Source organism: Pantoea rwandensis, assembly GCF_002095475.1.
GTDB lineage: Bacteria > Pseudomonadota > Gammaproteobacteria > Enterobacterales > Enterobacteriaceae > Pantoea > Pantoea rwandensis.
The window spans coordinates 69,631-92,155 of sequence record NZ_MLFR01000010.1 but is presented as its reverse complement, the minus strand read 5'-3'; the positions used below and the strand labels follow the sequence as shown (position 1 = coordinate 92,155).

Below are 22,525 nucleotides of genomic sequence, written 5' to 3'. Positions count from 1 at the left end.
CGTAAAGCGCGCAATGATACGGGTTTTGCGCCTGCTTCGCTATTCATGGTCCAAATTTATCGCGGCATTGTTACGGCTTTTTCAGTGGCTGGCTGCATTCTGATTTTACTTCAGGAAACGACCTCACAAAATTCCGTGGCTTATTGCATTTATGACATAAGCTGCGGCGGTGCCAGCTCTGGAAATGTGATCTCCACCGGATTAATGATTGCAGCCATTCGGAGGCAATGATAAAACCGATGGGGTATTCATAACCGTTCGATATGACAGTGGTGAGGGGAAATGACGCAGGTTTATAATTTTAGCTCCGGCCCGGCGATGCTGCCGGTAGAAGTGCTCCGTCGTGCAGAACAAGAATTGACAAACTGGCACGGATTAGGCACCTCGGTGATGGAGATCAGTCACCGCAGTAAAGAGTTTATTGCTGTCGCTGAAGCAGCAGAACAGGATTTTCGCGATCTGCTAAAGATCCCATCCAACTACAAAGTTTTGTTCTGCCATGGTGGCGCACGCGCGCAGTTTGCTGCCATTCCGGGCAACCTGTTAGGCGATGCTAAAACCGCAGATTACATTGATGGTGGTTACTGGGCCCATAGCGCCATTAAAGAAGCAGAAAAATTCTGTTCGCCGAACACCATTGACATCAAAACCACGCATGAAGGTAAACGTGCTTTGTTACCGATGCGTGAATGGCAGTTGAACGATGACGCTGCCTACGTGCATTTTTGCCCGAATGAAACCATTGATGGTATTGCCATTGATGAAGAGCCAGATTTTGGTGACAAAGTGGTGGTTGCCGATCTCTCGTCCACTATCTTGTCTCGTCCAATTGACGTCAGTCGTTACGGTGTGATTTACGCCGGCGCGCAAAAAAATATTGGCCCAGCCGGTCTGACGTTGGTGGTCGTGCGTGAAGATTTGTTGGGCAAAGCGCAAAGTCACGTGCCTTCTATCCTTGATTATAAGGTGCTGGCTGAAAATGAATCCATGTTCAATACTCCACCAACATTCGCTTGGTATCTTTCAGGTTTGGTCTTCAAATGGCTGAAAGAGAACGGCGGTGTGGCAGAGATGGATAAGATCAACCAAGCGAAAGCTGATCTTCTCTATGGCGTCATTGATAACAGCAACTTCTACCGCAATGATGTCGCGTCTTCTAACCGTTCACGTATGAACGTGCCCTTCCAGTTGGCTGATGCTGCACTGGATAAAGTGTTCTTGGAAGAGTCGCTGCAGGCTGGCCTGCATGCGCTGAAAGGGCACCGTGTGGTTGGCGGCATGCGCGCATCGATCTACAATGCGATGCCACTGGAGGGTGTAAAAGTCCTGACTGAGTTCATGATTGACTTCGAACGTCGCCACGGCTAATTCCTCACTCATGCCAGCGTAGCTGGCATCTGGCCCCGTTATTGGACGGGGTCTCGTCTTTTCTGGAGATTTGGTTTCACATGCAGGACTCCCTGACTCTACAACCGATTGCCCGCGTTGACGGCACGGTAAACTTACCGGGTTCAAAAAGCGTTTCTAACCGCGCGTTGTTACTCGCCGCGCTGGCAAACGGCACGACTCGCCTGACGAACTTGCTGGACAGCGATGACGTTAAACACATGCTGAATGCGCTAAAGGCGCTGGGTGTCAATTACACGCTCTCTGCCGATCGTACTGTGTGCGAAGTGGTTGGGAATGCCGGGCCGCTGCACAGTGACCAGGCTCTGGAGCTGTTTCTGGGCAATGCCGGTACCGCCATGCGCCCGCTGGCTGCGGCATTGTGCTTAGGCCAACAGTCCATAGTTTTGACTGGCGAACCGCGCATGAAAGAGCGTCCAATCGGCCATCTGGTCGATGCGCTGCGTCAGGGCGGAGCAAATATTGATTACCTGGAGCAAACGGATTATCCGCCACTGCGTCTGAACGGGGGCTTTGTTGGCGGTGATGTCAGTGTCGATGGCAGTGTTTCAAGTCAGTTCCTGACCGCCTTGCTGATGACCGCACCGTTGGCCCCAAAAGACACGGTCATCTCTATCAAAGGTGACTTGGTCTCCAAGCCTTATATTGATATCACTCTGCATCTGATGCGTTGCTTTGGTGTTGAAGTGGACAACCAGAACTACCAACGTTTCGTGGTGAAAGGCCAGCAACAGTATCAGTCTCCAGGCGATTACTTAGTTGAAGGCGATGCGTCTTCTGCCTCGTATTTCCTCGCAGCGGCGGCCATCAAAGGCGGCACGGTACGTGTGACAGGTATTGGGCGTAATAGCGTGCAGGGCGATATTCGTTTTGCTGACGTTTTGGAAAAAATGGGCGCAGTGATCGAGTGGGGCGATGACTACATTGCTTGTACGCGCGGGACACTGACCGCTATCGATATGGACATGAACCACATCCCTGATGCGGCGATGACCATTGCCACCACGGCGTTGTTCGCGGAAGGCACCACCTTAATGCGTAACATCTATAACTGGCGCGTAAAAGAGACGGATCGTTTAGCCGCGATGGCGACCGAATTGCGCAAAGTGGGTGCGGAAGTGGAAGAAGGGCACGATTTTATTCGTGTTACCCCTCCGGCTCAGTTGCAGCATGCAGACATTGGAACCTACAACGACCACCGTATGGCGATGTGCTTTGCTTTGGTTGCCCTGTCAGATACGCCTGTCACTATTCTTGACCCAGGTTGCACGGCGAAAACATTCCCAGACTACTTCCAGCAGTTGCAAAAAATTAGTCACGCCTCCTGATCTCTCTACCCGGTGCGCTTGTGCCGGGTTTCTACGTCTATTTCTGGTCTTGTTGGGCGGAAATTCTTCTGAATCTGTCGAAATTTCTAGCGCTGTCTACGCTAAGGGGTAACTAACCTGACGCGGGCAGCGTATAATGCTGCGCAATCCAGACAGCCAAGAAGGCTGATAATAAGTACGCAGCAACAGGAGAAAACAATGACGGCAATCGCCCCGGTAATTACCATTGATGGGCCAAGTGGCGCTGGTAAAGGGACTTTGTGTAAAGCGATGGCGGAGTCATTGCAGTGGCACTTGCTGGATTCTGGTGCCATTTATCGCGTTTTAGCCTTGGCTGCACTTCATCATCAAGTGGATATTGAATCTGAAGAAGCCTTAGTCCCGATGGCGGCACACCTTGATGTGCGTTTCTTATCGGTTGAAGGCGAAATGCAGGTAATTTTGGAAGGTGAGGATGTAACGGGTGAAATCCGTACGCAGGAAGTCAGTAATACTGCTTCGCGCGTAGCCGCTTTCCCGCGTGTTCGTGAAGCGCTGCTGCGCCGCCAACGTGCCTTCCGCGAAGAGCCCGGACTGATCGCCGATGGTCGTGATATGGGGACGGTGGTTTTCCCCGAAGCACCGGTTAAAATCTTCCTTGATGCAAGTTCAGAAGAGCGTGCGCATCGTCGTATGCTACAGTTGCAGGAGAAGGGCTTTAATGTTAACTTTGATCGCCTTTTATCCGAGATAAAGGAACGCGATGACCGCGATCGTAATCGCGCAATTGCTCCTTTAGTGCCTGCCGCTGATGCTCTGGTGCTGGATTCAACCAGTATGTCCATTGAGCAAGTGATTGAAAAGGCACTTGATTATGCCCGCCAAAAGTTGGGTATTTAATCTATTCGGTAACTGAATTGCAGTAACCCTGTACCAAGGACCCGGTGCTGGGCATGTGAAACAACCCCATCCGACAATGACGTCAGGTGGACGTTAAATTGAAGAATCCTAAGATTATCAATATGACTGAATCTTTTGCTCAACTATTTGAAGAATCACTGAAAGAAATCGAAACCCGTCCGGGTTCCATCGTTCGTGGCGTTGTTGTCTCTATCGACAAAGACGTAGTCCTGGTTGATGCGGGTCTGAAATCTGAGTCTGCAATTCCTGCAGAGCAGTTCAAGAACGCAGCCGGCGAACTGGAAATCCAGGTTGGCGACGAAGTTGACGTTGCGCTTGACGCAGTTGAAGACGGCTTCGGTGAAACCCTGCTGTCCCGTGAGAAAGCTAAGCGTCACGAAGCTTGGATCACGCTGGAAAAAGCTTACGAAGAAGCTGAAACTGTTACCGGTGTTATCAACGGCAAAGTTAAAGGTGGCTTCACAGTTGAGCTGAACGGTATTCGTGCGTTCCTGCCAGGTTCACTGGTTGACGTTCGTCCGGTTCGCGATACTCTGCACCTGGAAGGCAAAGAGCTTGAGTTCAAAGTTATCAAGCTTGATCAGAAACGTAACAACGTGGTTGTTTCTCGCCGCGCAGTTATCGAATCTGAAAACAGCGCTGAACGCGATCAGCTGCTGGAAAACCTGCAGGAAGGCATGGAAGTTAAAGGTATCGTTAAGAACCTCACTGACTACGGCGCATTCGTGGATCTGGGTGGCGTTGACGGCCTGTTGCACATCACTGACATGGCTTGGAAACGCGTTAAGCATCCGAGCGAAATCGTCAACGTGGGCGACGAAATCACTGTTAAAGTGCTGAAGTTCGACCGCGAACGTACTCGTGTATCCCTGGGCCTGAAACAGCTGGGCGAGGATCCATGGGTTGCTATCGCTAAGCGTTACCCAGAAGGCACCAAGCTGACTGGTCGTGTAACCAACCTGACTGATTACGGCTGCTTCGTTGAAATCGAAGAAGGCGTTGAAGGTCTGGTACACGTTTCTGAAATGGACTGGACCAACAAGAACATTCACCCATCTAAAGTTGTTAACGTGGGCGATGTTGTTGAAGTTATGGTTCTGGACATCGACGAAGAGCGTCGTCGTATCTCCCTGGGTCTGAAGCAGTGCAAAAACAACCCATGGCAGCAGTTCGCAGAGACCCACAACAAAGGCGATCGCGTTGAAGGTAAAATCAAGTCAATCACTGACTTCGGTATCTTCATCGGCCTGGACGGCGGCATCGACGGTCTGGTTCACCTGTCAGACATCTCCTGGAACGCGACCGGCGAAGAAGCTGTTCGTGAGTACAAAAAAGGCGACGAAATTGCCGCTGTTGTACTGCAGGTTGATGCAGAGCGCGAGCGCATCTCTCTGGGCGTGAAGCAGTTGGCTGAAGATCCATTCAACAACTACATCACCCTGAACAAGAAAGGCGCTATCGTTAACGGTAAAGTCACTGCAGTAGACGCTAAAGGTGCTACAGTAGAATTGGCTGATGGCGTTGAAGGTTACCTGCGCGCTTCAGAAGCTTCACTGGACCGTATCGAAGACGCAACTCTGGTTCTGAGTGTTGGTGACGACGTTGAAGCTAAATTCACCGGCGTTGACCGTAAGAACCGCGTTGTAAGCCTGTCTGTTCGTGCTAAAGACCAGGCTGATGAGAAAGAAGCAATCAACACTGTTAACACCAAACAGGAAGAAAGCAACTTCTCTAGCGCTATGGCTGAAGCGTTCAAAGCGGCTAAAGGCGAGTAATCGACCCGAGGCACCGGACGATGCTAATCGTCCGGTTTCGGTAAAAGCTGTCATACCTTTCCCATTAAGGATTAACCGGAGGTTACATGACCAAGTCAGAACTGATTGATAGACTTGCTGGACAGCACACTCATATTCCGGCGAAAGTCGTTGAGGATGCTGTTAAAGAAATGCTCGAGCATATGGCCACTACGTTGGCACAAGGCGAGCGCATTGAAATCCGGGGATTCGGCAGCTTTTCTTTGCACTACCGCGCACCGCGCACTGGTCGTAACCCGAAAACGGGTGACAAAGTGGATCTGGAAGGTAAATACGTTCCCCACTTCAAGCCAGGCAAAGAATTGCGTGACCGTGCAAATATCTACGGCTAAGCCGTTACCGAACGACAAAAACGACACTCTTGGGTGTCGTTTTTTTTTGCCTAAAATGAAAGATGCGATCCGACTTCCATCAGCAAGCTACCACTCTGTAATACCCGCGAAAAGTTCTGACTCCCTACCGAAGAAGCTAAATCCGCAGCAAGCTATTTGCCCTCACGACCCGCAAACTCGCTACTCTATCAGGGAGAAGATAAATGCGTGTGACATGGATTGTGCTGGCTCGAGCGGTGATTCTTGCAGCGTTACCATTAACGATATTGCCGCAAATACCCTCGACCGGAACTATCGCCATGATCGGAGCGGGGGGCTTAATCGCTGGATTGATTTCAAGGCCAATGTTACGGGTTATCGGCATCGCACTGCTACTGCTGGCATGGATGCTAGCTGAAGCACGACAGGTTCTCAATGCGATTGAAACGCTGACGGCGGCCCCCGCTGAAGTGACATTACGTATCACTGAAGTGAAACCCGCTAGTCAGCAAATAACGGCGCAAATTATACGCGTCGGCGATAGATACCAGTTTCCGCCCATATTCGCCACGATCAGTACGACCTCATCCGAACCCCCATTTTGTGTTGGGCAGCGCTGGCAAATGAAACTGCGCCTGCGCGCGGTGCATGGGCGCTTAAATGAAGGTGGATTTGACGCACAGCGATTTGCGTTGGCGAACCATACGCCATTGCAGGGACGCATCATCAGCCAACATGCCGAGTCATTGCATTGCAGCACGCGTTCGCAATTAATCGACTATCACTCACCAGTGCTGAAGGGTTTGCAGCAGCCCGCGATATTAGAAGCGTTGGCGTTTGGTGAACGAGGAAATTTGACCCAGATTCAACGCCAGCTATTACGGGAAACCGGAACCGCACATTTGATGGCAATTTCTGGTATGCACATCGCCTTGGCCGCAAGTGTGGGGTGGCTAGCGGTTCGTGGTCTGCAAGTTATCTTTCCTGCTCATTACATTAGCTATAGTTTGCCGCTGTTGGGCAGTTTTATCACTGCGGCAATTTACTGCTGGATTTCGGGCAGCCATGCTCCCGCACAGCGGGCAATAGTGGCACTGGGGATGTGGATGGTGATGCGGCTTGCGGGCTGGCAACTCAGCGGATGGCAAATCTGGACGTTGTGTATCGGCGGGCTGCTATGGTTTGACCCGCTCACGGTACTGTCAGAAAGCTTTTGGTTGTCTGCTCTCGCGGTGGCGATGCTCATCATTTGGTTTCAATGGTTTGCTCTGCCAGCCCGGTTCAGCAAAGCCAAAAGATGGTTGCCATTACGTTTACTGCATTTGCAGCTCGGCATGATGATTTTGATGGCACCCCTGCAGATTTTCCTTTTTCAGGGCATCAGTGTCAGCGCGATACTGGCCAACCTGCTGGCTGTGCCGGTGGTGTCTTTGATCACCGTTCCTTTGATATTACTGGCGCTATTATTTCCCGTGTCATCTGTTTCTGCGGGTCTATGGTGGCTGGCCGATCACTCAGTTCATAAAGTGATGCAAGGATTAATGCTATTACCTGATGGTTGGTGGCCACTCAATCAAGCATGGCTAGCAATGACGGTGTTGTGGTTAGGTTTACTCCTGTGGCGCAGCGGCATCATCTATCAGCTGCTACTGCCAGCCTGTTGCGTGGCGCTGGCTTTCATTCTCTGGCGCAGTCAGACGGAACAAGACGACTGGCAAGTAGATATGATAGATATCGGCCATGGGTTAGCTATCGCGATCACTCAGGGGAATGAGGTTGTGATGTATGATGCAGGCCCGCGTTGGTCAAAGGATGATGCCGGGTCGCGCGTGATTCTGCCTTGGCTGCATTATCATGGGAGAAATCTGCAAACGGTGATCATCAGTCATAAGCACTTGGATCATCAGGGTGGGCTGTCTTCGCTGCGAAAGGCTAATCCCAACGTGGCGATTCGCAGTGCATTAGCAGACGTAGGGCATCTACCTTGTCAGCGTGGAGAACAATGGCAGTGGGGGAAACTGACCTTTACCGCGCTTTGGCCACTTGCAGGTAATACACACGGGCAAAATAATGACTCCTGTGTAGTACGCGTGGATGATGGCACCATCAGCCTGCTGCTAACCGGCGATCTTGAGCTAGAAGCAGAAAAAAAATTGGTCGCACTAGAGAAAGAGCAGCTTGCCAGCACTTTTTTACAGGTTCCACATCATGGCAGCCGAACATCGTCGGGACCTTTACTGTTACGTAGTGTTGCTGGAGAGGCTGCACTGGCCTCTGTAGCACGCTACAACGCATGGCGGATGCCAGCACAAGCCGTAGTGGGCCGCTATCGCCAACAGGGTTACATTTGGTACGACACCGCACAATCAGGCCAGATTCATATCGGCATTCGGCAAGGTCGCTGGCAGATTAAGGGCTTAAGAGAGCAAATAATGCCCCGCTGGTATCATCAGTGGTTTGGCGTCAAACGCGATTCCAGGTAGAATGAGCGGCTATTTCAAACAGCGTGAATAAATAATGCATCAAGACAAAGATCTCTCAACGTGGCAGACATTCCGCCGACTCTGGCCGATGATTGCGCCGCACAAAGCTGGACTGATTGTGTCTGCGGTGGCGCTGATTCTCAATGCGGCTGGCGATACATTAATGTTGTCGCTGTTGAAGCCTTTACTGGATGATGGCTTCGGGAAAGCCGATAAGTCCGTGATGCTGTGGATGCCATTGGCCGTGATTGGCCTGATGCTGATCCGTGGCGTCACCAGTTATATCTCCAGCTATTGTATCTCTTGGGTTTCCGGCAACGTCGTCATGAATATGCGCCGTCGTTTGTTTGGTCATATGATGGGCATGCCGGTCGCGTTTTTTTGATCAGCAATCGACCGGTACGCTGCTCTCGCGTATTACCTATGACTCAGAACAAGTGGCTTCCTCCTCATCCAGTGCACTGGTGACGGTGGTACGTGAAGGGGCCTCCATCATCGGCCTGTTCATCATGATGTTTTACTACAGCTGGCAGCTGTCGTTGATTCTGGTGGTACTGGCACCGATTGTTTCTTTTGCCATCCGTACCGTCTCCAAGCGCTTCCGCAGCATCAGTAAAAATATGCAGAACACTATGGGGCAGGTGACGACCAGTGCAGAACAGATGCTGAAAGGGCATAAAGAAGTGCTGATTTTTGGTGGCCAGGATGTCGAAGCGGAGCGCTTCTCACAGGTCAGCAATAAAATGCGTCAGCAGGGCATGAAGCTGGTTTCTGCTTCCTCAATTTCTGACCCGGTGATCCAACTGATTGCTTCGCTGGCGTTGGCATTTGTCCTGTATGCCGCCAGCTTCCCAAGCGTGATGGAAACATTGACTGCGGGTACCATCACCGTGGTGTTCTCTTCGATGATTGCACTGATGCGTCCTTTGAAGTCACTGACTAACGTTAACGCGCAGTTCCAGCGCGGTATGGCAGCTTGCCAGACGCTGTTCTCCATTCTGGATAGCGAACAGGAAATTGATAACGGTAAGCGTGAAGTGACTCGTGCAAAAGGCGACGTCGAATTCCGTAATGTCACCTTCACCTATCCGGGACGTGAAGTCCCTGCACTCCGCGACATCAACCTTTCATTGCCCGAGGGCAAAACGGTGGCGTTGGTGGGACGCTCAGGCTCGGGTAAATCTACCATGGCCAGTCTGCTTACCCGTTTTTACGACATCGATTCAGGTGAGATTTTGCTGGACGGGCACGACCTGCGTGAATACACCCTGCGTTCGCTGCGTAATCAGGTTGCTCTGGTTTCCCAGAATGTTCATCTGTTCAATGACACCATTGCCAATAACATCGCCTATGCGCGCAATGGCGATTATACCCGTGAGCAGATTGAACAGGCTGCAACCATGGCGCATGCGATGGATTTCATCAAGAAGATGGATAACGGGCTGGATACCGTCATTGGTGAGAATGGTGTACTGCTCTCGGGTGGTCAGCGTCAACGTATCGCCATCGCGCGTGCGCTGCTGCGTGATTGCCCGATTCTGATTCTCGATGAAGCGACATCAGCGCTGGATACGGAGTCTGAGCGCGCGATTCAGGCTGCTCTGGACGAGTTACAGAAAAACCGTACTTCTCTCGTGATTGCCCACCGCCTTTCAACCATCGAAAAAGCCGATGAAATTGTGGTGGTGGAAGATGGCCGAATTGTAGAACGCGGCACACACCCTGTGTTACTGGCCCAGAAGGGTGCCTATGCGCAACTTCACAAGCTGCAGTTTGGTCAATGATTGATCGCATCTGGAGCGGGCGTTCGCCTTTGTGGCTGCTGTTGTGGCCACTCAGCCTGCTGTATGGGGCAATCAGTACGCTGATTCGCCTCAGCTATCAACGTGGCTGGCGCAAGAGTTGGCGGGCGCCTTGCCCAGTGATTGTGGTGGGGAATCTGACCGCCGGGGGTAATGGGAAAACGCCTGTCGTGATTTGGCTGGTGCAGGCACTGCAGCAGCGTGGTATTCGTGCTGGCGTCGTGTCGCGCGGTTACGGTGGCAAATCTGAACATTATCCTCTGTTCGTCACGGCGGAAACGGCTACAGCATTGGCCGGCGATGAGCCAGTGCTCATCGCACAGCGAACTCAAGCGCCGGTGGCAGTGGCCCCTAAACGCCGTCAGGCGGTTGAAGGTCTACTTTCCACACAGGATCTGGATGTCATCATCACCGATGACGGGCTGCAGCATTATGCGCTGCAGCGAGATCGGGAAATTGTGGTCATTGATGGTATGCGTCGTTTTGGTAATGGCTGGTGGTTACCTGCCGGGCCGATGCGTGAACGTGCGTCACGCCTGCAGAGCGTCAATGCTATTATCGTCAATGGTGGTGAGGCGCAGGCGAATGAAATTGCCATGACCTTGCAGCCAGGGCTAGCCGTGAACCTGTTAAGTGGTGAGACGGCGCCCTTAAACCAACTCCCTGAGATCGTCGCGATGGCAGGAATTGGACATCCACCCCGATTCTTCAACACCTTAAAACAACAGGGTGTGAAGCCCGTGGCTGAAGTGGCCTTTGCTGACCACCATGCCTACAGCGAAGACGAATTGTCGCGTTTAACACAAGCCCATCAATGTTTGTTGATGACCGAAAAAGATGCGGTGAAATGCCATGGTTTCGCTCGCGCTAACTGGTGGTATCTGCCCGTTGATGCGCATCTGTCAGGTGAGCCACTCGCCGCGCTTCTGGACGATCTGACCCAACTCTGCATGGCCTCGCGCTAACACTGTGAAAGGGAACTGAGTTTATGATTGTCGCTGATTCCCTTTCTCTGCAAAATGCACGTCATCTCCACTTAGCGGCACAGGGGTTGTTACGTCCACTGGGCCGCCGTGCGCGCTTTCCAGATATTCATGCCAGCGTCCGCCAAATGTCCCTGCTACAAATCGACACCATTAACGTAGTGGCACGCAGTCCCTATCTGGTGTTGTTTAGCCGCTTGGGTACTTACCCGGCTAACTGGCTGGAAGAGACCTTGGCCTCGGGTGCACTGTTTGAGTACTGGGCACACGAAGCCTGCTTTATCCCCTTTGAAGATTATCCGCTATTGCGTCATCGCATGCTGGAACCCCAACGTCTGGGCTGGAAATACAGCGAACAGTGGGTGGAGGAACACCAGCAGGAGATTGCTGATTTACTGGAACATATCGCACAACAAGGTCCGGTACGTGCAGCGGATTTTGCCAATGATAAACAGACCAAACCGGGTTGGTGGGCGTGGAAACCGCATAAACGTCACCTGGAAAATCTGTTTAGTGCTGGTGAATTGATGGTGGTGGAGCGCCGTAACTTCCAGCGTGTTTACGATCTGCGCAGCCGCGTGATGCCAGAATGGGATGACGCGCAGCATGCGTTAAGTGAAGACGATGCCGTGCTGGCGATGCTAAGTCACAGCGCGCGCAGCCTCGGCATTTTTCGTGCTAGCTGGCTGGCGGATTATTATCGTTTGAAACGCGCCCCTCTCAAGAGCTGGCTGGCTGCTGCACAAGCGCGTGATGAAATCGTGCGGGTTGAGGTCGAGCAACTGGGTGAAATGTGGCTTCACCATAACTTATTGCCGCTGTTGGAAAACCTGTCCTCTGCGACGCATACCGCTTTGCTTTCACCCTTTGATCCGGTGGTGTGGGATCGTAGACGAGCGCTGGAGCTGTTCGATTTTGATTACCGCATTGAGTGTTACACCCCCGCAGAGAAGCGCAAATATGGTTATTTTGTCCTACCGGTTCTGCATCGTGGCGCATTAAAGGCACGTATTGATGCGAAGATGGAGCGGCAGGCTCAGCAGCTCGTGATTCGGGCATTCTGGTTGGAACCCGGTGTGCGAATCAGCAACGCCTTTCTCAATGATGTGCAAAAAGCCATTAACCGCTTTGCGCAGTGGCAAGGTGCGAATCACGTCATACTCGAAAATGCACCACCAGAGTTGCTCGCGGCTTGGTCTCATCAATGGGCCATCAACAGTTAATATCACCCTAATTTTGCCGTACCCGGCGCACTGCCGTCGGGTACGCTATGGTATGCTTAGCGCCTGAATAGTCGGTGCTGAAAGGAGAAAATGATGGATCACCGTTTACTTGAAATTGTTGCCTGTCCGGTTTGCAACGGAAAACTGTATTTCAATAAAGAACAGCAGGAACTGATCTGCAAACCTGATGGCCTGGCTTACCCGGTGCGTGATGGCATTCCAGTGTTATTGGAAGTGGAAGCGCGTACGCTGTCGGTTGAAGAGATCCATCCATGAGTTTTGTCGCCATTATTCCCGCGCGTTATGCCTCTACACGTCTACCGGGCAAGCCCTTGGTCGATATTCAAGGCAAACCCATGGTGGTGCATGTGATGAAGCGTGCCCGTGAGTCGGGCGCAGATCGTGTCATTGTTGCCACTGACCATCCGGAAGTGGCGGCGGCTGTTACTGCAGCGGGCGGTGAAGTCTGTATGACACGCGCGGATCATCAGTCCGGCACTGAGCGTCTGGCGGAAGTGATTGAGAAGTATCAGTTTGCCGATGACACCATTATCGTCAACGTGCAGGGTGATGAGCCGATGATTCCGGCTGAAATTGTGCGTCAGGTTGCCGAAAACCTGGCACAAGCCGACGCGGGAATGGCGACGCTGGCGGTGCCCATTGCGGATGCAGAAGAAGCGTTTAACCCGAATGCAGTGAAAGTGGTGATGGACGCGAAAGGCTATGCGCTGTATTTCTCGCGCGCCACTATTCCCTGGGATCGCGAACGCTATGCCAAATCGCGCGAGCAAATTGGCGATACCCTACTGCGTCACATTGGTATCTACGCTTACCGTGCAGGCTTTGTCCGTCGCTACATTGCGTGGGAGCCATGTCCGCTAGAGCACATTGAGTTGCTCGAGCAGCTACGCGTGTTGTGGTACGGCGAGAAAATTCATGTCGCTGTGGCGCAGACGGTGCCAAGTGTCGGGGTGGATACGCCAGAAGACTTAGCACGCGTGCGTGCAGCCATGCAGCGTTGATATCTTATCGGCCAGCTTTCCATGCTGGCCACAAAGTTTGATCTGGCGCTAAGTTTTACGCGACCATGGCCTCCAGGATAGTGAAGTCATTTGGCTGTGGAGGATAACGCATGGAACAGCTCCGTTCAGAACTGGCGCTGGTACTGGGTGAAGGTATCAGCCGCCTTGAAACCATCAGCGAACAGGCGCAATCGCGGTTGTACGCACTCTATGATAACGACTGTAAACCCATGCCGCTGGTGGCGAAGTATTTCCGCCATCAGGGCCGGGCCGCGCTGGAAGCTAAAAAACTCACCATGTTGGGGCATGACGGGCTAATTGCAGTGCCCGCCGTGTTCGGTTTGGTCTTAAGCCAACAGCAACCCGTGCACGAAATGCTGCTGATGGCGCGTTTCAATGGCGTTTCCGCTGAAGCACCAGCCCGCACTGTACTGCGTTGGGAACAGCTGTGTGAGCAAATTGTGGAAGGGGTATTGGCCTGGCACCGCATCGACAGCCACGGTCTGGTGGGGAGCGTGGACAGTGTGCAGGAAAACAGTTGGCCTGCCTGGTATCGCCAGCGTGTTGAGGTACTGTGGTCAACGCTGAGTTATCTCTCTCCTCCCGCCTTTACACTGGAAGATCGACAAATTTTATTTCGCAGTCGTCAGCAGCTAAGCAAATTGTTTGTCGATTTCGATGACCCTTGCGTGCTGATGCACGGTAATTTGCGCCTGGCCAGCATGTTGAAGGATGCGCACAGCGATCAACTGGTGGCGATGATGCAACCGGGGAATATTTTGTGGGCACCGCGTGAGTATGAGCTGATGCGGCTGGCAGACAATGGGGCTGAAGCGTCGCTCCTGCGGCACTATTTGCAGCGCGCACCTGTCTCCGAAGGCTTTCTCTGGCGTCGCTGGCTCTATCAGTTGTGGGATTGCGTCGATACGTTAGTGAGCAGTGGGCAGTTTGACCGCCCACGCTTTAATCATGCCCGTGAGCAGCTACTTCCCTGGCTCGGCTGAGGTGAGTTCATCCCCCCTCAGTCTCTGCCATATGCGCCCCAAGGTTTCATAAATTGCACGCTCACTGTGACTCAACCAATACGGAGAAGGCAGAAGGCGATCCCATACGCTGATTGGCGACGTAATCGCTAATTGGTTGGCGGGAGCGGCCAGTGGATTCATGCCGGCACTCTGGAAAAAGTGCATCGCACGCGGCAGATGGTTGGCTGAGGAGACCAGCAGGAACGGGTGTTGCCCAATCGTCTGCTTCACTGCCAGTGCCTCTTCGCCGGTATCGTGCGGTTGGTCCAGCGTAATGATTGCATCATGCGGTACCCCGAGACTTTCTGCTACGGCGGCCGCTACGCTGGCATTGCTACGGCGATTAAACCTGCGGCAGCACCCGTAAAAATCATTTTAGCTTGCGGGTAACGGCGCCACTGTCGAACACCTTCAGTCACGCGTGGCAGGCTGTTGTTGAGCAAGTTAGAACTCGGTGCCCAATTCGGATTGTAGGTATAGCCACCGCCCAGCACCACGATATAATCCACAGGTTCAGTGCCGTTCCAGGTGGGATATTGTCGTTCGAGGGGCAGCAGCAAACGGTCGGCGATGGGTTGCAAACTGAGCAGCAACAGCAGTAGCCAGCTGGCAGAGATCAGGATTTTGCCGCTTTTTTGCCAACGGCTAAACCAGAGTAGTAAAAGTCCCGCCGCCATCAGCGACAACAGCAGTGGCAAAGGCAATAACATCGCGCCAATCCATTTCTTTAACGCAAAAAACATGGAAAATTGCTCCTTTTGTCCGAAAAAACAGCAGCCAGACAGTTACTGTGGCGTGAAAGGTTCATTCTTGTTGAGCCTGTGACAAAATAGCACAAGTTGAATGCAGCAAACCGGAGCCATCATCATGCAGGATCGTAACTTTGACGATCTGGCGGACAAATTCTCGCAGAACATTTATGGCACCCGTAAGGGGCTGGTGCGTCAAGCGATCCTTTGGGACGAACTCGATGCACTACTGCCGACCTTGCCGGATGGCCCTCTTTCCGTGCTGGATGCCGGTGGCGGGGTCGGACAAATTTCTTGCGGTCTGGCCGCGCGAGGTCATCAGGTCCTGTTGTGCGATCTCTCTGCTGAAATGCTCAAACTGGCTGAAGCGCATGCGCACACCGAGGGTGTGAGCCACAACATGCAATTCAAACAAATTAGCGCGCAGCGGGTTGGCGAACATTTGGATCAGCCAGTTGATCTGGTATTGTTTCACGCTGTGTTGGAGTGGGTCGCGGAACCAGAAGCGGTATTGCGTGCGCTGTGGCAAACGCTGAAGCCCGGCGGCGTGCTGTCGTTGATGTTTTACAACGCGCACAGCCTGACGTTCCGCACACTTCAGCTCGGCAATTTCGGCTATCTGCGTGCCAATATGACTAAACGCAAAAAACGCACGCTGTCGCCCGATTTCCCCCGCGATCCAGAGGATGTTAATCGCTGGCTAGCCGATGCAGGCTTTGAGATTGAATGCCGTGCAGGGATCCGTGTGTTTTCTGACTACATGAAACCGCCACCGCCCGGCATCGTGAAAAGCGTAGAAGACATTATTGAGATGGAACGGCGCTACTGTCGTCAGGAGCCCTTTTTAAGTTTAGGGCGTTATATCCACGTGACCGCGCGCAAACCCAGGTAGAAGGATCAACTATGAGCGAATTTTCCCAGACGGTCCCCGAATTGGTGGCATGGGCGCGCAAGAATGACTTTTCACTTGCGTTGCCGGTAGAACGTCTGGCCTTTTTGCTGGCTATCGCCACCTTAAACGGTGAGCGCATGGACGGTGAAATGAGTGAAGGTGAACTGATCGATGCATTTCGTCATGTCAGTAAAGCCTTTGAGCAAACCCACGAAACCGTGCAGGTGCGTGCCAACAACGCCATCAATGACATGGTGCGTCAGCGCCTGCTCAATCGCTTTACCAGCGAGTTAACTGAAGGCCATGCGATTTATCGTCTGACGCCGCTGGCCATCGGCATTACCGATTATTACATTCGCCAGCGCGAGTTTTCCACGCTGCGCCTGTCAATGCAGTTGTCGATTGTGGCACAGGAGCTGAAACGCGCTGCTGATGCCGCTGAAGAAGACGGTGATGAATTCCACTGGCATCGCAATGTCTTTGCCCCGCTGAAATATTCCGTGGCAGAAATCTTCGACAGCATCGACATGACACAACGTCTGATGGATGAGCAACAACAAACGGTCAAAACCGATATTGCTGACCTGCTCAACAAAGACTGGCGTGCAGCGATTTCAAGCTGTGAACTCCTGTTGTCAGAAACCTCCGGCACACTGCGTGAACTGCAGGATACGCTAGAAGCGGCAGGTGACAAATTGCAGGCCAATCTGTTGCGCATTCAGGACGCCACGTTGAGCAGCCCGGATTTGGGCTTTGTCGATAAGCTGGTGTTTGACCTGCAAAATAAGCTGGACCGCATCATCAGTTGGGGTCAGCAGGCCATCGACTTGTGGATTGGCTACGACCGCCATGTGCATAAATTTATCCGTACCGCCATCGACATGGACAAGAACCGCGTCTTTGCGCAACGTTTACGCCTGTCGGTGCAGAATTACTTCGACCAGCCTTGGGCATTGACCTACGCGAATGCCGACCGTCTTTACGATATGCGCGATGAAGAGATGACGCTGCGTAATGATGAGGTGATGGGTGAACTGCCGCCGGAGATGGAGTACGAAGAGTTTAACGAGATTCGTGAGCAGCTCGCCGCGATGATCGAAGAAGCATTGCAGATTTATAAGCTGGAGCAAAAGCCGCTCCATCTCGCTACGGTGATGCGCGATTACCTGGCGCAATACCCACGTGCGCGTCACTTTGATTTGGCGCGTATCGTCATCGATCAGGCCGTACGCCTCGGCGTCGCCGAAGCTGATTTAGCCGGTCTGCCGGCAGAATGGCAGACTATTAATGATTACGGAGCCAAGGTGCAGGCACATGTCATCGACAAATATTGAACAAGTGATGCCAGTTAAACTGGCGTTGGCACTGGCAAACCCGATTTTCCCTGCGCTCGATAGCCAGTTACGCGCGGGACGCCACATTGGTATTGAAGAGCTGGATAATCACGCTTTTCTGATGGATTACCAGGAGTACCTGGAAGAGTTTTATGCTCGCTACAACGTTGAGCTGATGCGAGCGCCGGAAGGATTCTTCTATCTGCGTCCGCGTTCGACCACGCTGATTCCGCGCTCGGTACTGTCTGAGCTGGATATGATGGTGGGTAAAATCCTGTGTTATCTCTACCTCAGCCCAGAGCGTCTGGCCAATGAGGGGATTTTCACCCAACAGGAGTTGTATGACGAACTGCTGTCACTGGCGGATGAGAGCAAGCTGCTCAAGCTGGTGAACCAGCGTTCGACAGGCTCTGATGGATCGCGCCAAGCTGCAGGAAAAATGCGTGCTTCACTGAGCCGCCTGCGCCGTTTAGGCATGGTGTGGTTTATGGGCAACGACAGCAGCAAGTTCCGCATCATGGAGTCGGTGTTCCGCTTCGGTGCGGATGTGCGCAGCGGTGATGATGCGCGTGAAGCACAGCTGCGTCTGATCCGCGATGGCGAAGCCATGACGCTGGAGAACAAAGCCGCGGCCAACGAGAGTGATGATGCAGATAACGAAAATGACGTTGAAAGCGATGCGAATGATAACGCGGAGGATGAACAGGAATGATTGAACGCGGTAAGTTTCGTTCGCTAACGCTGATCAACTGGAACGGCTTCTTTGCGCGTACTTTTGATCTCGATGAGCTGGTGACCACGCTCTCCGGCGGTAACGGTGCGGGTAAATCGACCACCATGGCGGCTTTCGTCACGGCACTGATCCCCGATCTCACCTTGCTGCATTTCCGTAACACCACCGAAGCGGGGGCCACCTCTGGTTCACGTGATAAAGGTCTGCACGGAAAACTGCGCGCCGGCGTCTGTTATGCGGTGTTGGATGTGGTCAACTCACGTCATCAGCGCGTTGTGGTGGGTGTCCGTCTGCAGCAGGTAGCCGGTCGCGATAAGAAGGTGGATATCAAGCCTTTCAGTATCCACGGCCTGCCGACCGATTCGTTGCCGACGGATATGTTGACCGAGATTCTTAATAGCCGTCAGGCGCGTGTATTGCCGCTGGCGGAAGTCAAAGAACGTGTTGAAGCGCAGGAAGGCGTGCAGTTCCGTCAGTACAACTCTGTCACTGACTATCATGCCGTGCTGTTTGAGCTGGGTGTCGTGCCGCGTCGTCTGCGTACCGCCAGTGACCGCAGTAAGTTCTATCGCCTGATTGAAGCTTCACTGTACGGCGGTATCTCCAGCGCCATCACCCGTTCACTGCGTGATTATCTGTTGCCGGAAAACGGCGGCGTGCGTAAAGCCTTCCAGGATATGGAAGCGGCGCTGCGTGAAAACCGCATGACGCTGGAAGCCATTCGCGTTACGCAATCCGATCGCGACCTGTTTAAGCATCTGATTTCTGAAGCCACCAGCTATGTGTCGGCGGATTATATGCGTCACGCCAATGAGCGTCGCATCCACCTCGATGGGGCGCTGCAACTGCGCAATGAGCTGTTTACCAGCCGTAACCAGTTGGCATCAGAACAGTATCGCCATATTGAGATGGCGCGTGAGTTGTCCGAGCACAACGGTGCAGAAAACGATCTGGAAACCGATTATCAGGGCGCGAGTGATCACCTGAATCTGGTGCAGACGGCCATGCGTCAGCAGGAGAAGATCGAACGCTATGATGCCGATCTCGAAGAGCTGACTTACCGTCTCGAAGAACAGAACGAAGTGGTCGCCGAAGCGCGTGAAGTGCAGGAAGAGAATGAAGCGCGATCTGAAGCAGCTGAAATTGAAGTTGATGAACTGAAAAGCCAACTGGCCGATTTCCAGCAGGCACTTGATGTGCAGCAAACGCGGGCAATTCAGTATCAGCAAGCGTTGCAGGCGCTGGAAAAAGCGCGTGCGCAATGCCAGTTACCGGATCTGACCATCGATAACGCGGCCGAATGGCAGGAAACCTTCCAGGCGCGTGAAGAAGAAGCCACCGAGCATCTGCTGCGTCTGGAACAAAAACTGAGTGTGGCCGAAGCGGCACACAGCCAGTTTGACCAAGCGTTAGCACTGGTCACCAGCATTGCCGGTGAAGTCAGTCGTCAGGAAGCATGGCAGGTAGGACGTGATTTGCTGCGCGATGCGACCAACCAGCGCCATCATGCCGATCAGCTCTCCTCGCTGCGCCTGCGTCTGAATGAGCTGGAAACCCGCCTGCGTGAACAGCACGAGGCCGAGCGTCTGCTAGCCGATTTCTGCAAACGTCAGGGGCAACAGTACGATGCCGATGCGCTGGAAGGGCTGCAACGTGAGCTGGAAGCACAGATTGAACAGCTGAATGAAAGCGTGGCTGATGCCGGTGAACGCCGCATGCTGATGCGTCAGGAGCTGGAACAACTGCGCGAACGTATCACAGCGCTTACGGCGCGTGCACCACACTGGCTGGCGGCGCAGGAAATCCTGACGCAACTGAGCGAGCAGACCGGGCAAGAACTGACCAATAGCCAGCAGATCACCGAGTTCATGCAACTACTGCTGGAACGTGAGCGTGAGACCACCGTTGAACGTGACAATGTGGCGGCACGGAAACGTGAAGTTGAACAGCAGATTGAACGCCTGAGTCAACCCGGTGGTGCCGAGGATGCGCGACTGACGCAACTGGCTGAGCGCTTTGGCGGCGTGTTGCTGTCAGAAATCTATGATGATGTCACGCTGGATGACGCACCGTACTTCTCTGCGTTGTATGGTCCATCTCGCCACGCGATTGTGGTGCCAGACCTGTCACTGGTCCGCGATCTGCTTGATGGCCTCGACGATTGCCCAGAAGACCTCTACCTGATTGAAGGGGATCCGCAGTCATTTGATGACAGCGTATTCAGTGTCGATGAGCTGGAAAGTGCCGTGGTGGTGAAAGTGGCCGAGCGTCAGTGGCGCTACTCCCGTTTCCCGAAAGTGCCGCTATTTGGTCGCGCTGCGCGTGAAAATCAGCTGGAGCTACTCGGCAACGAGCGTGAGCAGTTGGCTGAACGTTTCGCCACCTTGTCATTTGATGTGCAGAAAACTCAGCGTTTACACCAATCCTTCAGCCGTTTTATCGGCAGTCACTTAGCGGTGGCCTTTGATGAGGATCCCGAAGCCCTTATCCGTCAGCTGAACAGCCGTCGTGGTGAGCTGGAGCGTGCGCTGGCACAGCATGAAAATGACAACCAGCAGCAGCGCGCGCAATTCGAGCAGGCGAAAGAGGGCGTTAGCCAGCTTAACCGCTTGCTGCCGCGCGTTAACCTGCTGTTGGATGATTCGCTAGGCGATCGCTGCGAAGAGATTCGCGAGCGCGTCGAAGAAGCACAGGAAGCGGCGCGTTTCCTGCATCAACACAGTAACAAACTCACTAAGCTGGAGCCGCTGGTGGCGGTGTTGCAGAGCGATCCTCAGCAGCACGATCAGCTGGAACGCGATTACCAACAAGCACAGCAGCAGCAGCGTGATGCACGTCAGCAAGCCTTTGCTCTGACGGAAGTGGTGCAGCGTCGCGCTCACTTCAGCTATGAAGATTCAGCTGGCATGTTGACCGGCAACAGCGATCTCAACGAGAAGCTGCGCCAGCGTCTGGAGCAGGCAGAAGGTGAGCGTAGTCGCGCTCGCGAACGTCTGCGTGAGCATCAGGCTCAGCTGACGCAATACTCACAAGTGCTAGCCTCGTTGAAAAGCTCCTATGACGCCAAGCGCGACATGCTCAAGGAATTGCAGCAGGAGATGCAGGATATTGGCGTCCATGCTGATGCCAGCGCCGAAGAGCGCGCTCGCGCCCGACGCGACGAACTCTATACCGCATTAAGTCATAACCGTGCTCGTCGTAATCAGCTGGAGAAACAGCTGACGTTCTGCGAAGCCGAGATGGACAGCCTGCAGAAGAAACTGCGTAAGCTGGAGCGCGATTATCATCAGATTCGTGAGCAGGTCGTCAGCGCTAAAGCGGGCTGGTGTACAGTGCTGCGTCTGGTGAAAGAGAACGGCATGGAGCGTCGACTGCATCGCCGTGAAATGGCCTATCTGGGCGGTGATGAGTTGCGTTCAATGTCGGATAAGGCATTGGGTGCGCTGCGTCTGGCGGTGGCGGATAACGAACACCTGCGCGATGTGTTACGCATGTCGGAAGACCCCAAACGCCCTGAACGTAAGGTGCAGTTCTTTATCGCGGTGTATCAGCATCTGCGTGAGCGTATTCGTCAGGACATCATCCGTACCGATGATCCTGTCGAAGCCATCGAACAGATGGAAATCGAGCTGAATCGTCTGACGGAAGAGCTGACCGCGCGTGAGCAGACGCTGGCAATCAGTTCACGCAGTGCCGCGAATATCATTCGCAAAACCATTCAGCGCGAGCAGAACCGTATTCGTCAGCTTAACCAAGGCCTGCAGGCAGTGAGCTTTGGCCAGGTGCGCAGTGTGCGTCTCAACGTTAACGTCCGTGAAGCGCACTCCACGCTGCTGGATACGTTGTCAGAAGAGCATGAGGCGCACCAGGATCTGTTCACCAGTAATCGCCTGACCTTCTCTGAAGCACTGGCAAAATTGTATCAGCGTCTCAACCCGCAAATCGATATGGGCCAGCGTACGCCGCAAACCATTGGTGAAGAGCTGCTCGACTACCGCAACTATCTGGAGATGGAAGTGGAAGTGAACCGTGGTTCTGACGGTTGGTTGCGCGCAGAAAGTGGTGCGCTGTCGACCGGTGAGGCGATCGGTACCGGTATGTCAATTCTGGTCATGGTGGTACAGAGCTGGGAAGAGGAGTCACGACGTTTGCGCGGCAAAGATATTTCACCGTGCCGTCTGCTGTTCCTTGATGAAGCGGCGCGTCTGGATGCCCGTTCCATCGCCACCTTGTTTGAACTGTGCGAGCGTCTGGAGATGCAGTTGGTGATTGCCGCGCCGGAGAACATCAGCCCAGAAAAAGGCACAACTTACAAGCTGGTACGTAAAGTGTTCAACAACACTGAACACGTTCACGTGGTGGGCCTGCGTGGTTTCTCGGCTGACCCAGCCCCAGTGAAGCCGGAAAACAGCGATATTGATTTAGAAACAGAAAATACCTAGCGCCGAATCTGGTTAAAAAACAGCGCACCGTTTAATCTGTAAGCGGCATTTGCACACTGAGGCAGATGCCGTTTTTT

The 22,525-nt window shown here is 53.3% G+C and carries 15 protein-coding genes and 2 pseudogenes; 16 read left to right on the top strand and 1 reads right to left on the bottom strand.

From position 1 onward, the window contains the following. The first annotated feature begins 282 nt into the window (after positions 1-282). The 12 genes and pseudogenes from serC (at position 283) to HA51_RS11895 (ending at position 14,277) form a co-directional block, all read left to right on the top strand. Positions 283-1,368 (top strand): 3-phosphoserine/phosphohydroxythreonine transaminase, encoded by a 1,086-nt coding sequence (serC, locus tag HA51_RS11950; protein WP_084934720.1) that lies wholly within the window; start codon positions 283-285, stop codon positions 1,366-1,368. A gap of 80 nt (positions 1,369-1,448) precedes the next feature. Next, a complete protein-coding gene (gene aroA / locus HA51_RS11945; protein ID WP_084934719.1) occupies positions 1,449-2,735 on the top strand; it encodes a 3-phosphoshikimate 1-carboxyvinyltransferase in 1,287 nt (428 codons plus the stop codon). A 198-nt stretch (positions 2,736-2,933) separates the two neighbouring features. After that, on the top strand, positions 2,934-3,614 hold the full coding sequence (cmk, locus tag HA51_RS11940) for a (d)CMP kinase (RefSeq protein ID WP_084934718.1): 681 nt from the start codon (positions 2,934-2,936) through the stop codon (positions 3,612-3,614). A gap of 122 nt (positions 3,615-3,736) precedes the next feature. Beyond that, positions 3,737-5,410 (top strand): 30S ribosomal protein S1, encoded by a 1,674-nt coding sequence (gene rpsA / locus HA51_RS11935; protein ID WP_034820570.1) that lies wholly within the window; start codon positions 3,737-3,739, stop codon positions 5,408-5,410. 86 nt (positions 5,411-5,496) lie between these two features. Then, positions 5,497-5,781: an integration host factor subunit beta gene (ihfB, locus tag HA51_RS11930; RefSeq protein ID WP_084934717.1), complete on the top strand. Its 285-nt coding sequence runs from the start codon at positions 5,497-5,499 to the stop codon at positions 5,779-5,781. A 203-nt stretch (positions 5,782-5,984) separates the two neighbouring features. Then, positions 5,985-8,243, top strand: a complete 2,259-nt coding sequence (locus HA51_RS11925; RefSeq protein WP_084934716.1) for a DNA internalization-related competence protein ComEC/Rec2 — start codon at positions 5,985-5,987, stop codon at positions 8,241-8,243. Positions 8,244-8,277: 34 nt separating this feature from the next. Further along, a pseudogene (msbA, locus tag HA51_RS11920) lies at positions 8,278-10,027 on the top strand (lipid A ABC transporter ATP-binding protein/permease MsbA). Further along, the gene (gene lpxK, locus HA51_RS11915) at positions 10,024-11,010 is read left to right on the top strand and encodes a tetraacyldisaccharide 4'-kinase (RefSeq protein WP_084934715.1); all 987 of its coding nucleotides are present in this window, start codon (positions 10,024-10,026) and stop codon (positions 11,008-11,010) included. Before msbA ends, lpxK begins: the two are co-directional and overlap by 4 nt. A gap of 23 nt (positions 11,011-11,033) precedes the next feature. Beyond that, a complete protein-coding gene (locus HA51_RS11910) occupies positions 11,034-12,251 on the top strand; it encodes a winged helix-turn-helix domain-containing protein (RefSeq protein ID WP_084934714.1) in 1,218 nt (405 codons plus the stop codon). Positions 12,252-12,344: 93 nt separating this feature from the next. Beyond that, positions 12,345-12,527, top strand: coding sequence for a Trm112 family protein (locus HA51_RS11905; protein WP_007887424.1), 183 nt, complete (start codon positions 12,345-12,347; stop codon positions 12,525-12,527). Further along, positions 12,524-13,273: a 3-deoxy-manno-octulosonate cytidylyltransferase gene (kdsB, locus tag HA51_RS11900; protein WP_084934713.1), complete on the top strand. Its 750-nt coding sequence runs from the start codon at positions 12,524-12,526 to the stop codon at positions 13,271-13,273. The genes HA51_RS11905 and kdsB overlap by 4 nt, the downstream gene beginning before the upstream one ends. 110 nt (positions 13,274-13,383) lie before the next feature. After that, on the top strand, positions 13,384-14,277 hold the full coding sequence (locus tag HA51_RS11895; protein ID WP_084934712.1) for a YcbJ family phosphotransferase: 894 nt from the start codon (positions 13,384-13,386) through the stop codon (positions 14,275-14,277). On the opposite strand, the pseudogene elyC reads toward HA51_RS11895, so the two are convergent. Continuing rightward, a pseudogene (gene elyC / locus HA51_RS11890) lies at positions 14,257-15,041 on the bottom strand (envelope biogenesis factor ElyC). The gene HA51_RS11895 and the pseudogene elyC overlap by 21 nt on opposite strands. Positions 15,042-15,165: 124 nt before the next feature. On the opposite strand from elyC, the gene cmoM reads away from it, so the two are divergent. The 4 genes from cmoM to mukB are packed head-to-tail and all read left to right on the top strand — an operon-like array spanning position 15,166 to position 22,448. Beyond that, positions 15,166-15,939, top strand: coding sequence for a tRNA uridine 5-oxyacetic acid(34) methyltransferase CmoM (cmoM, locus tag HA51_RS11885; RefSeq protein WP_084934711.1), 774 nt, complete (start codon positions 15,166-15,168; stop codon positions 15,937-15,939). 11 nt (positions 15,940-15,950) lie between these two features. Further along, positions 15,951-17,273 (top strand): chromosome partition protein MukF, encoded by a 1,323-nt coding sequence (gene mukF, locus HA51_RS11880; RefSeq protein ID WP_084934710.1) that lies wholly within the window; start codon positions 15,951-15,953, stop codon positions 17,271-17,273. Next, positions 17,254-17,985, top strand: coding sequence for a chromosome partition protein MukE (gene mukE / locus HA51_RS11875; RefSeq protein WP_084934709.1), 732 nt, complete (start codon positions 17,254-17,256; stop codon positions 17,983-17,985). The genes mukF and mukE overlap by 20 nt, the downstream gene beginning before the upstream one ends. Then, entirely contained in the window at positions 17,982-22,448 is a 4,467-nt protein-coding gene (mukB, locus tag HA51_RS11870; RefSeq protein WP_084934708.1) for a chromosome partition protein MukB, read from the top strand. Before mukE ends, mukB begins: the two co-directional genes overlap by 4 nt. The last annotated feature ends 77 nt before the right edge of the window (positions 22,449-22,525 follow it).

Coding starts and splice junctions, on each gene's coding strand:
- serC (WP_084934720.1), top strand. CDS start 283: ATGACGCAGGTTTATAATTTTAGCTCCGGCCCGGCGATGCTGCCGGTA.
- aroA (WP_084934719.1), top strand. CDS start 1,449: ATGCAGGACTCCCTGACTCTACAACCGATTGCCCGCGTTGACGGCACG.
- cmk (WP_084934718.1), top strand. CDS start 2,934: ATGACGGCAATCGCCCCGGTAATTACCATTGATGGGCCAAGTGGCGCT.
- rpsA (WP_034820570.1), top strand. CDS start 3,737: ATGACTGAATCTTTTGCTCAACTATTTGAAGAATCACTGAAAGAAATC.
- ihfB (WP_084934717.1), top strand. CDS start 5,497: ATGACCAAGTCAGAACTGATTGATAGACTTGCTGGACAGCACACTCAT.
- HA51_RS11925 (WP_084934716.1), top strand. CDS start 5,985: ATGCGTGTGACATGGATTGTGCTGGCTCGAGCGGTGATTCTTGCAGCG.
- lpxK (WP_084934715.1), top strand. CDS start 10,024: ATGATTGATCGCATCTGGAGCGGGCGTTCGCCTTTGTGGCTGCTGTTG.
- HA51_RS11910 (WP_084934714.1), top strand. CDS start 11,034: ATGATTGTCGCTGATTCCCTTTCTCTGCAAAATGCACGTCATCTCCAC.
- HA51_RS11905 (WP_007887424.1), top strand. CDS start 12,345: ATGGATCACCGTTTACTTGAAATTGTTGCCTGTCCGGTTTGCAACGGA.
- kdsB (WP_084934713.1), top strand. CDS start 12,524: ATGAGTTTTGTCGCCATTATTCCCGCGCGTTATGCCTCTACACGTCTA.
- HA51_RS11895 (WP_084934712.1), top strand. CDS start 13,384: ATGGAACAGCTCCGTTCAGAACTGGCGCTGGTACTGGGTGAAGGTATC.
- cmoM (WP_084934711.1), top strand. CDS start 15,166: ATGCAGGATCGTAACTTTGACGATCTGGCGGACAAATTCTCGCAGAAC.
- mukF (WP_084934710.1), top strand. CDS start 15,951: ATGAGCGAATTTTCCCAGACGGTCCCCGAATTGGTGGCATGGGCGCGC.
- mukE (WP_084934709.1), top strand. CDS start 17,254: ATGTCATCGACAAATATTGAACAAGTGATGCCAGTTAAACTGGCGTTG.
- mukB (WP_084934708.1), top strand. CDS start 17,982: ATGATTGAACGCGGTAAGTTTCGTTCGCTAACGCTGATCAACTGGAAC.